The organism is Bacillus sp. EKM501B, from assembly GCF_011800505.1.
GTDB classification, from domain to species: Bacteria; Bacillota; Bacilli; order Bacillales; family Bacillaceae_G; genus Bacillus_A; species Bacillus_A cereus.
Genome location: NZ_JAALFZ010000001.1, coordinates 632781 through 647845, shown reverse-complemented (window position 1 = coordinate 647845; position 15065 = coordinate 632781). Strand labels below are relative to the sequence as shown.

The following is a 15065-nucleotide window of genomic DNA, read 5'->3' as shown; positions in this document are numbered from 1 at the left end:
GGCAACACACCATCTACATTTTTCAACCCTTTTTCAATTGCAATTTTTACGAAATGATATTTTTATATAATACTAATTCCTTTCTCCACTTTATATTACGAAAAAGAATAGAACAAAAAAAATCAACCGAACGGTTGATTTTTTATCTCCTACTATAATGCGCAGTATCAATACCACGCTGCATTAACCAATGATATGTTTCACCCTTTACAACAAGAGGTACAGATTGCAACTCTTCTATCGTCTTCGCACCAAGAGCTGTCATTATAAATTTCAAATCTGTATGTAGAAGCTCAATTTCATCCACTAACTTCTCGATACCATCTTGCATTAAAATACGTAAAAAGTAACCAGCAAACGCAGTTGTATTCGCCCCTAATGCGATCGCTTTCGCTACGTCAAGCGCTGTTTGTATGCCCCCAGATGCAATAAAAGAGAGGTTATTATTTGTAGAGGTTGCTTCAATAATCGAGGTTGCTGTTTGTATGCCCCAGTTATTAAAATAAGAAAGCATTCGCTGTCTTCTTTCATTTTCAACAGCAGCAAAATTCGTACCACCTTGCCCACCAATATCAATTGCTGTTACACCTACGTTCGCTAACTGCTGCACTGTTTCCTTACTCATCCCAAATCCAACTTCTTTTACAATGATAGGAACTTTACTATTTAAAACAATTTTCTCAATGCGCTGAAGTACTCCAGTAAAATCACGGTCTCCTTCTGGCATCGTTAACTCTTGTATGACATTTAAATGAATTTGCAATGCATTCGCTTCAATCATATCAACGGCACGCTCTACCTGTTCGATAGTTGCCTCACTACCTAAATTAGCAAAGAAAATACCATTTGGATTTACCTTTCTGATCACCTTATAAGAAGCAGCTTCACTTTCATCTTTTAACGCCGCCATTTGCGAACCTACAGCCATAGCAAGGTTATGATGTTTCGCTACATATGCTAATTGCTCATTAATATGTAACGTTTTCTCTCCTCCACCACCAGTCATCGCATTGATAAAAATCGGCGAACTTAGTGAAAGTTCGCCGATTTTTGTTTCACATGTTATTGTGTCATAATTTGAATTTGGCAAGCTTTGATGCACAAAATCAATATCATGAAAGCCATGCGTACGAGACTGACCAGTAGAAAGAGCGTATTCAATATGATCTAATTTACGTTTTGCCCTTACCACTTGTACCCCTCATTATTTCTTTAATTTTTTCAGTTGTTCACCAATAATATCACTTAATTGGAAAGTAGCAGAATCAGCATTTGGCTCATACTGACTATAATCTTCAGTTACATTATTTTCCTCAAGCGCTTCTTTTATACTTAAAGAAATACGTTTCTCTGCTACGTGAACTTCAAGTACTTTCACTTTTACTTCTTGTCCCATTTCCAATACTTCATTCGGATTTTTCACGTGACGATTTGCAATTTGAGATACGTGTACAAGTCCTTCAACGCCCGGTAAAATCTCAACGAATGCACCAAATGTAACAAGGCGTTTTACTACTCCCTCACGAATATCTCCAGCTTTTATTTCGCCAGCAACGTTTTCCCAAGGTCCTGGTTGAGCTGCTTTAATTGATAAAGAAATACGTTGTGTATCAGCATCAACAGATAACACCTTTACCTTAACCTTTTGACCTTGCTCTAACACTTCAGAAGGTTGCTCTACACGTTCGTGTGAAATTTGTGAAATGTGAACTAAACCGTCCACTCCACCAACATTAACGAATGCGCCAAAGTCAGTTAATCGTTGTACTGTTCCTTCAACAACGTCCCCTTCTTTTAATGAAGAAATTGCTTCTTTTTTCTTAGAATCTAGTTCTAATTCTACTACCGCTTTATGCGAAAGGATTACACGATTTTTTTCACGGTCTAATTCAACAATTTTCACCGCTAATGTTTTACCTTTATAGTCAGTAAAGTCTTCTACATAATGTACTTCTACAAGTGAAGCTGGAATAAAACCGCGAACACCAAGGTCCACAACTAATCCGCCATTCACAATATCTTTTACAGTAACATCAAATACATGACCAGAAGTAAATTTCTCTTGTAGTTCTACCCATGCTTTTTCTGCATCAACAGCACGTTTAGATAAGACAAGATCATCTTCTTCTAATTTAATAATTTTCAACTCTAGTGTTTGATCTAATTCTACAACATCGCTTGCTTTTTCAATATGAACGTTAGCTAATTCACTAATTGGAATTACGCCATCTGTTTTGTATCCAACATTTACAAGCACTTGTTTCTCTTCAACCTTCGTTACAGAACCTGTAACAACGTCACCAACTTGTAATTCTTTTGAATCCATAACTTCTTCATTCATTTTCTCTACCATGGAAATACCTCCCTACAGAATTGACAAAGCATTTTTTATGTATATACGAAATGAAAACAAAGTTTTCATTTGCATGTTTAAGAATTTCTCATCACATACTCTTTTTCAATAACATTCACAAGAAAATATATTAAACCTATATAAATAGTATACAGCAAAACCAGCTTGAAAAAAGTATGTTTTGAAATATAATAGCGAATATATTCTGACAGTTTTATTCCTCTTTAACTAACTTCTTACAAATCAGCTCATTTGTCAAGGAAAGAGACTCACAATTCACGTATCCTTTACATTTCTATTTAAACAAAAAAAGAAAGAGGATTATCCCCTTTCTTTATTTCGCAAACACTCCAGAAACAATGCTCATAATTTTTTGGACAACTTCTTCAATTGATAAAGAAGTCGTATCTAATTCCAATGCATCATCAGCCTTTTTTAGTGGAGAAACTTCGCGTTCTGAATCTAATTTATCACGCTGAGCAATTTCTTCTTTTAGCTGCTCTAAATTAGAATCGAAACCTTTATTTAAATTTTCTAAATGCCTTCTTTCCGCTCTTTCTTCAACAGAAGCAAGCATAAAGATTTTCACTTCAGCATCCGGTAATACATGTGTACCAATATCACGGCCGTCCATTACAACGCCGCCTTTTTTCGCTAACTCTTGCTGACGACGTACCATTTCTTCACGAACAAGGCGATGTTTCGCTACAATAGATACTCGATTCGTCACATCAGGTGTACGAATTACTTCAGAAACATCTTGTCCATTTAAAAATACAAGCTGTGTATTTTCTCCTTGCTGAAACTCAATATTTACATTCTTTACAACTTCCATTAACTGCTCTTCATTTTCAATGTCTACTTTTTGTTGAAGGGCTGCATATGTAAGCGTACGGTACATTGCGCCTGTATCAATATAAACATAAGAAAGTTCCTTCGCAACAACTTTTGCCACTGTACTTTTCCCTGCAGCTGCTGGACCATCTATAGCAATTGAAATTCGTTTATCCATTGTAACACCTCATTTTTTCACTTATAAAACAAAACGAAAAGCAGGTGTTCACCCTGCTTCTTCTCATTTGCTTCGCGTCATTAAATCCTCAATTATTGTAGCATAATCCTTCATAGAAGAAAATGAAAACTACCGATTCACCTGCAAGATTTCCACTTTGTTTTTTACCATAACACCCTCATAATAAACAATTTTAGATAAATATTTCACTGATGACTTATGTATAAATAACAATTGTACAACAGAAAGACAAATGAATTGTATTATTAATATACGAATAAAAATTCTCTCCATCTTTTTCACCGTAATTTCTCCCTCCTATACTATATTTGCACATTTCGTTTCGTAATTTTATACATCGTACATATAGCAGTTAATTTTATTGTCATTTTCGAGGCATACTTTTATACATTTCCATTGTCGAATTTACTCAAAACATGTTATGTTCTAAATGTATTTTTTTACTTGAAAGGGGTATAAGCATTGAAAAGAATCCTAGTTTTACACACAGGTGGAACAATTGCAATGGAGGAAGATAAAGAAACTGGGGTCGTACAACCAGGTAAAAAAAATCCTCTTTTAAAATTCATTCCTGATTTAGAAGGCGATGTTGATTTAATCGTTGAAGATGTGTTCCATCTACCATCTCCTCATATGACACCGAGCGAAATGTTACAATTACAAGTCATCATTGATGAAAGAGTAAAACAAGACAACATTCATGGCGTAGTTATTACGCATGGTACGGATACATTAGAAGAAACAGCTTATTTCTTAGATTTAACAGTACAAGCAACTATTCCGATCGTAGTGACAGGTGCAATGCGCTCTAGCAATGAGTTAGGTGCTGATGGTCTATATAACTTCTTATCAGCTGTAAAAGTTGCTAGTTGTGATGAAGCTGCAGAAAAAGGTGTTTTAGTCGTATTAAACGACGAAATTCATTGCGCTACAAATGTAACGAAAACACATACAAGTAATGTCGCAACATTCCAAAGTCCACAATACGGACCAATTGGAATGGTAACAAAACGCGGCGTTGTCTTCCATCACGCTTTAGTACATCGCGAATCATATACGATAAATAAAGTGTCTAAAAATGTAGTTGTTCTAAAAGCATATGCTGGCATGGATGATACATTATTAGCAGCAATCGAAAATCTTCCTGTAGACGGCATTGTTATCGAAGCTCTTGGACAAGGTAATCTCCCTCCAAGAACACTACCTAGCCTAGAAAGATTATTAAATAAAGGTATTCCTGTCGTATTGGTTTCTCGCTGTTTCAACGGTATCGTTCAAGACGTATATTCGTATGAAGGTGGCGGTAAACACTTAAAAGATATGGGCATTGTATTCACATACGGCTTAAATGCACAAAAAGCACGCATTAAATTACTTGTTGCATTAGAGAATACAAATTCTCATGAATCCATTCAAAATATGTTTATGCACGAATAAAAAGGAGCTGTCGAGATTTTCCCGACAGCTCCTTTTTATTTTTCTCTTGATGCAATGGTTTGCGCAATCGCATCTCCATGAAATCTACCGTTCTCGATAAATATTTCATTTGCATTATTTCCAGCAGCAATGACACCTGCAATGAAAATATTTTCAGCATTCGTTTCCATTCTATCCTCTGTATAAATTGGACGTCCTGTTTCTTCATCAATCTGAACACCCATCTTCGTTAAGAAGCTATGATCAGGATGATAACCAGTCATCGCAAATACAAAATCGTTTTTGATTGTAAAAGCTTCACCATCAACTGTAAACGTTAATGTATGCTCAGTAATCTCTTTCACATGAGCTCCAAAATGCATTTGAATTGTACCGTTTCGTACTAACGCCTCAAATTCCGGCAAAATCCAAGGCTTTATGCTTGGTGAATACTCACTTCCACGATACAGTACCGTTACACGTGCACCAGATTTAACAAGTTCTAACGCGGCATCTACACTCGAGTTTTTCCCACCTATAACTACTACATCTCGATCAAAATAAGGATGCCCCTCTTTAAAATAGTGAGCTACTTTCTTCAATTCCTCACCTGGAACATTCATATAATTTGGATTATCATAATATCCAGTTGCTACAACAATATATTTCCCTATATACATTTCCTTACTTCCATCACGCTTTGTCGTCTCAACCTGAAAAACTTCTCCATCTTTTTGAACTTTCTCCACTCGCTCAAAAGCATTTACACGTACAGATTTACGTTTTACTACTTCACGATAATACGCAAGCGCTTGATTTCGAAATGGCTTACGATTTTCTGTAATAAAAGCTACATCACCAATTTCTAATTTTTCACTAGAAGAGAAAAATGTTTGATGAGTTGGATAATTATAAATGGCATTTACAATGTTTCCTTTTTCAATTACTAACGGATTTATCCCTACCTTTTGCAACGAAATTGCAGCCGCTAATCCGCACGGACCGCCTCCGATTATAATAACTGTTTCTTTCTGCATACTCGTCCACTCCTAGTCTTCTACCAATGCACTATTTATAAAAACAAGAAAAAACCTACTTACAGCAGTAGGCACCTATCTTTATTGTATTCATTTTTCATATATTTGTCATCTAAACGAAACGTACATCCGATAGACATCTGCTAAAAACTGCTGAAATTTAATACCTTGTTTCCCTAATACATTCTCAGGATCAATCTTTCTAGCTGGATCAAGCGTTTTATGTGACACGATATCTTTTTTCGGATTTAAGCCAAAGTTTTGGCATAAATACGCATGATACCATGTAAAACGATTATACGCTTCCCAAAAGTTAACATCACCACCATAACAAAGTTCCACTCCAATGGCCGCCTTATTCGCGTCATAGCCATATAAGTCATTATCCGTCGGCACACCATATCGAACATGATACGCAACTTCATTTATAGGAATAATCTCCAATATTGTTTTATCATCTATAAATGTATGTGCCGAAGCTTTCGGTTGTAATTCATTAAAGTAATCTCGATTGCCTATCGCATTGCTTCCAGGATTCCCCGTATCATGGCTTACGATAAATCTCACTTTAGTCAGAGGAATCCCCGGTCGTGAACTTCCATATCCAATATAATTGCGCTCTATAGGAAACATCGCCATTGCTACCAACTCCCGCTCTAGAAGATTACCTTACTTCCTTATATATGTATTCGGTAGCAATGTCCTTATCGCATATTTCTTACGCGAAGAGAAAATCGAAAATATTTGAAGTGAACACCATAAACAACAAGATACTTACAGCCACTCCATAAAAACCGTAAAACCAAACACAATCTTCTTTCGTATCTAAACCGAAAAATTTATTTACCGATTGTAATAATGTGCCACGCTTGCTTTGTTTGTTTCGTAATACTTCCACTCGCTCTACAACATCTGCTGGCATCATAAATCTTTGGTCTACTGTCATTTTCATCATTTATCTCTCCTTAAAATCATTTCCGTTTTGTTTATCTAAGGAGAGTATAGCACGTTTGTTCGTGTAGAACAAGCGTTCTTTTTTATTTTTATTTTATTTTTCAGCAAGCCAAGTAAAAATTGAGATTACAACGGCAATAATCGGCCCTACTACAACCACACCAAATATCAGAAACAGTAGCCCTTCCCCGAACATCCGAACGGTACTTATTTTGCGAGCTTTCATCGTTCTTGCGAGTTCTCCCTCTAACCTATTAACCTTTTCTTCTAATTGTTCTACTCGTTCCAACATTTCATTCTCCATATACAACACCTCATTTAATACTTCAACAAAAAAACGTGATTCCCTCGAAAGGAAATCACGTTTTCTCAAGATATAATATTTTATACCCAACCTCTGAAGCGGCTTGCTTCAGCCATTTTACGAACGCCAACCATGTACGCCGCTAAGCGCATGTTCACTTTACGAACTTGTGCTGTTTCATAAATAGAATCAAATGATCTTACCATTACTTTTTCTAAACGTTGTTCTACTTCTTCTTCAGTCCAGTAGTAACCTTGGTTATTTTGTACCCACTCAAAGTAAGATACTGTTACACCACCAGCACTTGCTAACACGTCTGGAACAAGTAAAATTCCGCGATCTGTTAAAATTTTAGTCGCTTCTAATGTTGTTGGACCATTTGCAGCTTCAACAACGATTTTCGCTTTAATATCATTAGCATTTTCTTCTGTAATTTGGTTCTCAATTGCAGCTGGAACTAAAATATCGCAATCAAGTTCTAACAATTCTTTGTTTGAAATTGTATTGTTAAATAACTTTGTTACTGTACCGAAGCTATCACGACGGTCTAATAAATAATCAATATCTAATCCGTTTGGATCATGTAACGCGCCGTAAGCATCTGAGATTGCAATAACTTTCGCACCTGCATCATGCATAAATTTAGCTAAGAAGCTACCAGCATTACCGAATCCTTGAACAACAACGCGTGCACCCTTAATATCAATGCCACGTTTTTTCGCAGCTTCGCGAATACAAATTGTTACACCTTTCGCTGTTGCTGTTTCACGTCCATGTGATCCACCTAGTACAAGCGGTTTACCTGTAATAAATCCTGGTGAATTAAATTCATCAATACGGCTATACTCATCCATCATCCATGCCATAATTTGAGAGTTTGTGAATACATCTGGAGCTGGAATATCTTTCGTCGGTCCTACGATTTGGCTAATTGCTCGTACATAACCGCGGCTTAATCTTTCTAACTCACGGAATGACATTTCACGTGGATCACAAATAATTCCACCCTTACCTCCACCATATGGTAAATCAACAATACCACATTTTAAACTCATCCAGATTGAAAGTGCTTTCACTTCATTTTCTGTTACATTCGGATGGAAGCGAATTCCACCTTTCGTTGGACCAACAGCATCATTATGTTGTGCACGATATCCTGTAAATATTTTAACAGTCCCGTCATCCATACGAACTGGTATTTTCACTGTCATCATACGAATTGGTTCTTTTAATAATTCATATACTTCGTTTGGATAACCCAATTTTTCTAACGCTTCACTAATAACAATTTGTGTTGAATTCAATAGTTCAAAATGTTGTTCCCTTTGTTGTTGTGTTTTTGTTTGAGTTCCCTTTTCGGCTACCATAGTAAGTAAACCCCCTGTAATTTCACTTGTTTAGTAAACCTTCATTGCCTAGTATACACCCTTAAATTTGGAATGCAATAGAAAACGCTAACAAATATATACAAACTATTTTCTGTTGCAAGCGTTTTCACTATTATTATAGTCCTTTTATTACTTTTAGAAAAGTAAAATACTTAAATATTTAAATATTTTTTATTTTCATCAACCACACTCCCATAAAACTGCATATTTTATTTTCAAAAAGTATGTTCGAGTATTTACAATCATCCCTTCCCTTCTCCAAATAAAAACAAAACCTCAGCTATGTTGTATTAGCTGAGGTTTTGTTTTTTCACGAAGTAATTGTGTATTTGCTCTATCGCGTTAACATCCATTAATTCTTTACCGTACTCCATGATGCGATAAATGGTTGCTGTAGACGGATTACCGTATTCCGCTAAAATAGCTATAAAATCCGCCTTTAACAATTGAATTTGTTCCTCTTCTTCCACCCAAAGATAGAAGCGCTCATCCCACGTATATAGCTTTCCGCCAGTTACACCAAGGTTATATAAGCGATTCGACAGGTTAATTACGTCATCTAGCGTAGCAAACTCATATAATATATGCTCACTTTCATCTAGAGTCACTTGCATTTCAATAAACTCGTCACGGAACTCATCATCTGTATCCATTTCTTGATTTTCTTTCGTTACAATTACAACCATCCCTTGTGCTTGTAGAGAAAACACTTCAACTGCAATCGGACCATCTGCTTCAAACCCTAATTCCTTATTTGCTTCTTGCATCATATCACGAAATAATTGCTGTACTTTCGGTGCATTTCTCCATAAATCTTCTTTCGTTAATCCTCGTTCAGATAAATCATCAAATGTTAGAAAAATTTTTATCTTATTGTAATTTAATCGTTCCAGCCTCATCTCATACCCTCCCTACGTAACCAATGCATCTAATTTTTATTATATGAAATAGAAAATAGATGGTTCTTTTCGAACAACTATTCCGACATTTTTAACCATCCATCCCATTCTTCTTTCGTATCACCAATTAAGATTGTTTCAATGTCCAACTGGTTTAGAACGCCTAGCTTTCCGATAAATCCAACTAAAAGAGATTCCCTTTTTTCTTGTAATAAATTTATAAAGTTCATCGTCTTTTTCATTTCTTGTTCGTCAGCAAAAGATACAAATACATATTTCGGCTGTATTTCCTCTACCGCTGATAACATACCATCTTCAGCTAAGCTTGTCCTAATATATATCGCCTCATATCCTTTTAAGCGTAAATAAGTTGAAAAAATAAATCCTTTCAATGCATCCTTTTCTAACACAATAACTTTGTGTAAAGAGGAAAACATTGAGGCATTGTGATACACCATCCCTAGACGCGTTTGTAAAAATGATAGTGCATATTGAAATTGCACCATTGAAATCTCATTATTATTTTTTGACGTTAATAATTTGTCTGTCACTCGAAGAACAATACTGGCAACAACCTTCTCTGTTGAATATATACTAAAAGCTTCGTTTAATAATGCAGCAATTGTAATTTCATCAAATTTTAACAAAGCTTGTAGCAAATCGTCCACTAAAACAACTTCTTTATCGAAATGTATCTCTTTTTGAACTGTACTCTGCAAACGATTCTCTTCTAATAATCGAACTGCTTGTCCAATCATCATACCGGAAGAAACTTTTTCCATTAACCATTTTAAAATTTGAATATGCTCTTCTGTATATAAACGATGCCCAGCTTGATTCCGCTTTGGGGCAATAATTTGATATCGTCTTTCCCATGCACGAAGCGTACTCGGCTGAACTCCAATTATATTCGAAACGGCTTTTATATTGTATTTCCCATTAAGAGTTGGCATCATTTCCCTCCGCACAATGTAATGATGTGTGTTTGAGCAGGTGCTCGGAAACGAAGTGGTATCAATGTTGTTCCATACCCATTACTAACAAAGAGAATCGTATTTAAATGGTTATATACGCCACCTTTTAAATATTTTTTAGATGGGAATAATCGGATTTGCCCTCCATGCGTATGGCCACTTAACACAAGTGAAATCTGTTCATTTCCAGACATTTTTTTTATTATATCAGGGTTGTGACTAACTAGGATACGAAAACCATCTTCTTTACAATCCGCCAATGCCAAATCTAGACGATCACGGTGCAATCCAACATCATCTATACCGAGCAAACAAATTTTCTCGCCTAATTCAGACTCAAATACCACTCTTGTATTATCTAAAACTTTTACGTTATTTTCTAATAATAACGCATCTAATTCATGATATTCTATCTCATAATCATTGTTTCCCCACACAAAATATACAGGAGCTATCTCTCTTAACTTTTGAATATTCGCAGAGATTTTTGATAAAGAGACACCTTTCTCTGCTAAATCTCCTCCGATAATTACGAGATCTACTTTTCCTTTTACTTGTTCAATTAACAAATTCGAAATGACTCTTCTATGAATATCAGAAATAAAAAACACATTTACTTTTTGAAAACTTTTCGGAAATTCTTTAAATACTAAAGTATGTTCCAACACCGTATTACGCATCGCTTCTTTATACATCACAAGAAGCAATAAAATCCCCATGCCTATGAGAGTACTGAATAATATAATCCATATCATATTTTGACTCCCCTCCTCATAAAGATAATCCTAGGCTTTTATAACAAACGGTGATCGCTTAACTCACTAGCTTTCTTGCTTTGTGGACTTATCTTTTATCGGAATTTTTAATTCTTGACCTGCACTCACTTCATCTTCTTGCAAGTTATTATACTTTTTAATTACTTCAATTCCATTTCCATCTGAAAAATATTGCTTCGCTATACTTTCTAAAGTTTCTCCCTCTTTCACAGTATGCGTTATTACTTTTTCAGAATGTTTCTGCGACTCAGATTTAGCTGAATCAAAGAAGATTACTTCAAACGCACTTTTTCCGGCATTATTACTATCACCCTTCACCTGAATATATTTATCCGTGTACCACAAAATACTAATCGGCAGCAGAATGAATAGAAATGTTAAAACCCGGACGAAAATGTGATTTATTTTAAACTTTTGTTTTTTTTCTTTATTTCTATGAATTTCACTACGCGGCGGTAAACTTTCTTTTTCTTCCACTCGCTCAACTTCTAATTCCTCTTCAAAATCAGGAATTCGTTTCCTCATGTTGTTCACCACCACCTTCCATTTATTTTCTTAATTGGAGTCCCATTATAAAATCAACAAGAAAGTGTGCAAAGATTGTTATAAACAAATTTCCTGTCCATTCAAATACATAACCAAAGACAAAACTAATGAAACAGACGAAACAAAACAAAAATGGCTTTGTTATATAACGAATATGTAACAGTGCAAATACGAAGCTCGCAATTACAATTCCAAAATGAGTCTGTACTACACCTCTAAATAAAAATTCTTCTGCAAAACCAATTAAGAACGTAATAACGAGTAAGTGTAGAACGGACATTCCTCGAAACATCTTATCGTTAATACCACCATCATCAAACCAAGACTCCGGAAACACTCGCATTGCAACATAATCTAATAACACAATACCAATCGCTAACAAACCACCTATAATAAGTATAGATACTGGTTCCCATTTCCATAAATTAAAGACTTCTTTTACATCTTGAAATAATATATATGCCAGTAAACAGCCAATACCGATAATAATTAACTGTGTTATATATAGATTCAGCCTTATTTCCTGCGGACTCATATCTTCAACATTATGCCTTTGAATGTTCATCATTCCTCCATCTTTTCTAGGCCGAAAAGCTTTTGTAACTCTGTTTCCCAATTATAGTCGAAATCCGATTGTTGCGCTCGTCTTTTTTTATAATCTTCTTTTATAATACCGCAATAATCGCAGCAATTAATTAACTCTTGCTCTTTCCTATAACCGAACTGTTGCAGCACATATTCACGTCTACACCCTTTAACTTGTATCCATGATTTCATATTTTCTAGCTCACTATATTTATTACGCAACCTTATTTCTACTTCAGCTATTAATCGGTTCATAATTTCATCTGACAAACCTTCTAATAATAATCTTCGTTGTTGTATAATTCCAACCTGTTCGAGATGATAACGAACGAAACGCCAATATTGCTCATTAAATCTTGCTGCATTATAACAAATTTCTTCTACATCTTCTATTGGTAATTCTTTCGTTTGAAACATTCTTTCTTGTAGTAAAGAAAATAAAAATTGTATTTGTGACTTACTTGGCAATTCATCCTCAATGATTGAAATTGGTAAATCATGATCCAACGGACTACATAATAAAATAGCTATACTCGGTTCGCCATCTCTTCCAGCTCTTCCGATTTCTTGTAAGTAAGAAGCTATATTAGTTGGATAATGAAAATGAATAATATATCGCGTATTCGCCTTATTTACCCCCATACCAAATGCACTTGTGCATATTACAAGTTGCAATTGATCGTTCATAAACTGCTGTTGAATTAACATACGCTCTTCATGTTCCATACCACCATGATAAAAAGCTACACCAGTAACACCTTTCCCTCTCAAGTATTCCGTTAACCTTTCTGTCCACGCTCTACTTGAGCAATATACAATCCCCGGCCCTTGTAAATACATCACCTGCTCTAAAAGCGCCTCTTTCTTTTCTTCTATCGTCTCTACAAATTGCACATCCATTGCAATATTAGGACGATCAATAGAGTATACATGTTCCGCGGCACCCTTTAAATTTAAACTATTTGCGATATCCTGCAGTACCCCTTTTGTCGCTGTGGCTGTCAATGCTAATACTGTAGGAGAACCAATATTTTCAATAACTACATTTAGTTTTTTATAGTCCGGTCTAAAATCATAACCCCATTGAGAAATACAATGAGCCTCATCAACAACAAATAATGAAATATGAATTTTCTTCAATTCCCTAATTAATAACTCCGACTGTAACATCTCTGGTGAAACAAAAATAAATTTATATGAAGATAATTTTTTCATCGCTTCTCTTTTTTCATTTAATGTCCGAAAACTATTAAATGCTATTACTCGGTTTTTCACAACATACTTTAATTGTGTCACTTGATCTTCCATTAAAGATAATAACGGTGATACAACAAGCACTGTTCCTTCTCGCATAAGCCCCGGAAACTGATAGCACATAGATTTCCCTCTTCCAGTCGGAAGCATTGCTATCACATCTTTTCCTTCTAATAAATCTGTAATAACTCCTTTTTGACCTGGACGAAATTCAGAATATCCAAACCACTTATATAAATATTCTTCAAGTTTCATTTACACCCTCCATCCGCGCTAATACAAGACGAACTTCAAAATAAGAGATATCTTCTCCAACCGCTTGTTTCAAAACACGTAACTTCCGCGTTTGCAATGCTTCAATTACTTTTATTACTTTGTCTATCTTTTCTTTTTCCATAAACATTTCAATAGAAAAATCTTTTTCTCGCAAAGCAATTTCAACAAAATGATCTTCTATCGTTGCAACCTTTAAATTCCGAATCGTCGCTATTTCTTCTAAAGAACGTCCTTGTCTCCAAAAATTATATGTTTTTTTCGTGGATAAACTAAATAATTCAGCTCTCTCATTTGGATAAGATATAATTTCAGCTAATAGTGGAAATTCATTTTCTTTATCACGAACTTCTTGTATAAAGAAATGCATTGTACCCCAAAATAAAAAATACACCCTGAATATATCTTGTTTCGTAATTTCTGCTAATTGTTGCAATGTACAACCAATACGTTCATAACCCGTTAGTCGATATGTTACAATCGTCGCTTCTATCGTATTGCTCTTTTCTAAAAGATTATGTACTTCCGTCCATAGTTTTCTCGCCAACTCACTTCTCTTATATGGTATTCCTGTTAGAAAACGTTTCACCCACATCATTATTTCTGTATCTTGCTGAATTGGGATAAACTTCGTATTATTCTGTTGTAAATTTGATATGGTTTGAATAATTAATGATAATCTTTTCCAAAATGTTTCACCTAATTCACCATAATGTAAACCATGCAAATGCGCCGGAAAAGCATAAACTTCCCCCCATTTATGTAACTGCATTTTACCCGTAGGTGTTAACACATATGTATTTTCATGTATTTCTTGAATAAAATTCGCTTGCAACAACTTTGCAACTTCACCATCATAGTCATTTCTATTCAATGATTTATATATTCCGAACAAAAAAGAAATTCGGAACATATTTCCATCTTGTAAAGTTTGCGAAGAACGTTTGCCCTTTAGTAAATAATAAATAGAAGAAACGGTTCTTTCACCATTCAATTGTTTTAAACAATGCAACAAAGTATATTGTATTTGCATGACCGCTTCCACCTTCCAATCTTAACTTCATTCTTTTCAGTACAATTACACTATCTACTTTCGCTCATTAAACTTATCATATAAGAACTATATACTTGTATATATTCTATTGTATCAAACGAAATCATATTTACGTATTTTGAAAATCTTATGACATAATTCAAAAATAAGTTGACACTCTAATTGATAAGCATTATCATTATAATTTTATGTTGAAAAGTTTTACAAACCGTTTTACAA

At 34.9% G+C, this 15065-nt stretch carries 17 protein-coding genes; 1 reads left to right on the top strand and 16 read right to left on the bottom strand.

Going from position 1 to position 15065, the window contains the following annotated elements; genetic code table 11:
- Positions 1 to 142 precede the first annotated feature (142 nt).
- The 4 genes from HFD78_RS03415 to HFD78_RS03400 form a co-directional block, all read right to left on the bottom strand.
- A complete protein-coding gene (locus HFD78_RS03415) occupies positions 143 to 1192 on the bottom strand; it encodes a type 2 isopentenyl-diphosphate Delta-isomerase (protein WP_097862906.1) in 1050 nt (349 codons plus the stop codon).
- A 12-nt stretch (positions 1193 to 1204) separates the two neighbouring features.
- Positions 1205 to 2353: a 30S ribosomal protein S1 gene (gene rpsA / locus HFD78_RS03410; protein WP_000229559.1), complete on the bottom strand. Its 1149-nt coding sequence runs from the start codon at positions 2351 to 2353 to the stop codon at positions 1205 to 1207.
- A gap of 334 nt (positions 2354 to 2687) precedes the next feature.
- The gene (gene cmk / locus HFD78_RS03405; protein WP_000361257.1) at positions 2688 to 3365 is read right to left on the bottom strand and encodes a (d)CMP kinase; all 678 of its coding nucleotides are present in this window, start codon (positions 3363 to 3365) and stop codon (positions 2688 to 2690) included.
- Positions 3366 to 3494: 129 nt separating this feature from the next.
- The gene (locus HFD78_RS03400) at positions 3495 to 3668 is read right to left on the bottom strand and encodes a YpfB family protein (RefSeq protein ID WP_000738057.1); all 174 of its coding nucleotides are present in this window, start codon (positions 3666 to 3668) and stop codon (positions 3495 to 3497) included.
- Between the two features lie 180 nt (positions 3669 to 3848).
- Between HFD78_RS03400 and ansA the strand changes: the two genes are divergently transcribed.
- The gene (gene ansA / locus HFD78_RS03395) at positions 3849 to 4823 is read left to right on the top strand and encodes an asparaginase (protein WP_000822026.1); all 975 of its coding nucleotides are present in this window, start codon (positions 3849 to 3851) and stop codon (positions 4821 to 4823) included.
- A 35-nt stretch (positions 4824 to 4858) separates the two neighbouring features.
- Here ansA and HFD78_RS03390 read toward each other — a convergent pair whose 3' ends face one another.
- From HFD78_RS03390 to HFD78_RS03335, 12 genes are all read right to left on the bottom strand, one after another.
- On the bottom strand, positions 4859 to 5839 hold the full coding sequence (locus HFD78_RS03390) for a YpdA family putative bacillithiol disulfide reductase (RefSeq protein WP_001168510.1): 981 nt from the start codon (positions 5837 to 5839) through the stop codon (positions 4859 to 4861).
- 108 nt (positions 5840 to 5947) lie between these two features.
- Complete coding sequence (locus tag HFD78_RS03385; protein WP_001240655.1) at positions 5948 to 6478, bottom strand: peptidoglycan recognition protein family protein; 531 nt, start codon at positions 6476 to 6478, stop codon at positions 5948 to 5950.
- Positions 6479 to 6557: 79 nt separating this feature from the next.
- Entirely contained in the window at positions 6558 to 6794 is a 237-nt protein-coding gene (locus HFD78_RS03380) for a DUF3961 domain-containing protein (RefSeq protein ID WP_001983018.1), read from the bottom strand.
- 93 nt (positions 6795 to 6887) lie between these two features.
- Positions 6888 to 7097, bottom strand: coding sequence for a hypothetical protein (locus tag HFD78_RS03375; protein ID WP_000426768.1), 210 nt, complete (start codon positions 7095 to 7097; stop codon positions 6888 to 6890).
- Positions 7098 to 7177: 80 nt separating this feature from the next.
- The gene (gudB, locus tag HFD78_RS03370; protein ID WP_000225173.1) at positions 7178 to 8464 is read right to left on the bottom strand and encodes an NAD-specific glutamate dehydrogenase; all 1287 of its coding nucleotides are present in this window, start codon (positions 8462 to 8464) and stop codon (positions 7178 to 7180) included.
- Positions 8465 to 8775: 311 nt separating this feature from the next.
- Positions 8776 to 9384 (bottom strand): genetic competence negative regulator, encoded by a 609-nt coding sequence (locus HFD78_RS03365; RefSeq protein WP_001235402.1) that lies wholly within the window; start codon positions 9382 to 9384, stop codon positions 8776 to 8778.
- Between the two features lie 77 nt (positions 9385 to 9461).
- Positions 9462 to 10337: a MerR family transcriptional regulator gene (locus tag HFD78_RS03360; protein ID WP_001142653.1), complete on the bottom strand. Its 876-nt coding sequence runs from the start codon at positions 10335 to 10337 to the stop codon at positions 9462 to 9464.
- A complete protein-coding gene (locus tag HFD78_RS03355; protein WP_000637796.1) occupies positions 10337 to 11113 on the bottom strand; it encodes a metallophosphoesterase in 777 nt (258 codons plus the stop codon). The genes HFD78_RS03360 and HFD78_RS03355 overlap by 1 nt, the downstream gene beginning before the upstream one ends.
- Positions 11114 to 11179: 66 nt before the next feature.
- Positions 11180 to 11659 (bottom strand): LysM peptidoglycan-binding domain-containing protein, encoded by a 480-nt coding sequence (locus HFD78_RS03350; protein ID WP_001231553.1) that lies wholly within the window; start codon positions 11657 to 11659, stop codon positions 11180 to 11182.
- Between the two features lie 22 nt (positions 11660 to 11681).
- Positions 11682 to 12245, bottom strand: coding sequence for a CPBP family intramembrane glutamic endopeptidase (locus HFD78_RS03345; RefSeq protein ID WP_001025779.1), 564 nt, complete (start codon positions 12243 to 12245; stop codon positions 11682 to 11684).
- Positions 12245 to 13774, bottom strand: a complete 1530-nt coding sequence (gene recQ / locus HFD78_RS03340; protein WP_000762979.1) for an ATP-dependent DNA helicase RecQ — start codon at positions 13772 to 13774, stop codon at positions 12245 to 12247. The genes HFD78_RS03345 and recQ overlap by 1 nt, the downstream gene beginning before the upstream one ends.
- Positions 13764 to 14825, bottom strand: a complete 1062-nt coding sequence (locus HFD78_RS03335) for a YpbB family protein (protein ID WP_001167013.1) — start codon at positions 14823 to 14825, stop codon at positions 13764 to 13766. Before HFD78_RS03335 ends, recQ begins: the two co-directional genes overlap by 11 nt.
- Positions 14826 to 15065 lie beyond the last annotated feature (240 nt).

Coding starts and splice junctions, on each gene's coding strand:
- rpsA (WP_000229559.1), bottom strand. CDS start 2,353: ATGGTAGAGAAAATGAATGAAGAAGTTATGGATTCAAAAGAATTACAA.
- cmk (WP_000361257.1), bottom strand. CDS start 3,365: ATGGATAAACGAATTTCAATTGCTATAGATGGTCCAGCAGCTGCAGGG.
- HFD78_RS03390 (WP_001168510.1), bottom strand. CDS start 5,839: ATGCAGAAAGAAACAGTTATTATAATCGGAGGCGGTCCGTGCGGATTA.
- HFD78_RS03385 (WP_001240655.1), bottom strand. CDS start 6,478: ATGGCGATGTTTCCTATAGAGCGCAATTATATTGGATATGGAAGTTCA.
- HFD78_RS03380 (WP_001983018.1), bottom strand. CDS start 6,794: ATGATGAAAATGACAGTAGACCAAAGATTTATGATGCCAGCAGATGTT.
- HFD78_RS03375 (WP_000426768.1), bottom strand. CDS start 7,097: ATGGAGAATGAAATGTTGGAACGAGTAGAACAATTAGAAGAAAAGGTT.
- gudB (WP_000225173.1), bottom strand. CDS start 8,464: ATGGTAGCCGAAAAGGGAACTCAAACAAAAACACAACAACAAAGGGAA.
- HFD78_RS03365 (WP_001235402.1), bottom strand. CDS start 9,384: ATGAGGCTGGAACGATTAAATTACAATAAGATAAAAATTTTTCTAACA.
- HFD78_RS03360 (WP_001142653.1), bottom strand. CDS start 10,337: ATGCCAACTCTTAATGGGAAATACAATATAAAAGCCGTTTCGAATATA.
- HFD78_RS03355 (WP_000637796.1), bottom strand. CDS start 11,113: ATGATATGGATTATATTATTCAGTACTCTCATAGGCATGGGGATTTTA.
- HFD78_RS03350 (WP_001231553.1), bottom strand. CDS start 11,659: ATGAGGAAACGAATTCCTGATTTTGAAGAGGAATTAGAAGTTGAGCGA.
- HFD78_RS03345 (WP_001025779.1), bottom strand. CDS start 12,245: ATGAACATTCAAAGGCATAATGTTGAAGATATGAGTCCGCAGGAAATA.
- recQ (WP_000762979.1), bottom strand. CDS start 13,774: ATGAAACTTGAAGAATATTTATATAAGTGGTTTGGATATTCTGAATTT.
- HFD78_RS03335 (WP_001167013.1), bottom strand. CDS start 14,825: ATGCAAATACAATATACTTTGTTGCATTGTTTAAAACAATTGAATGGT.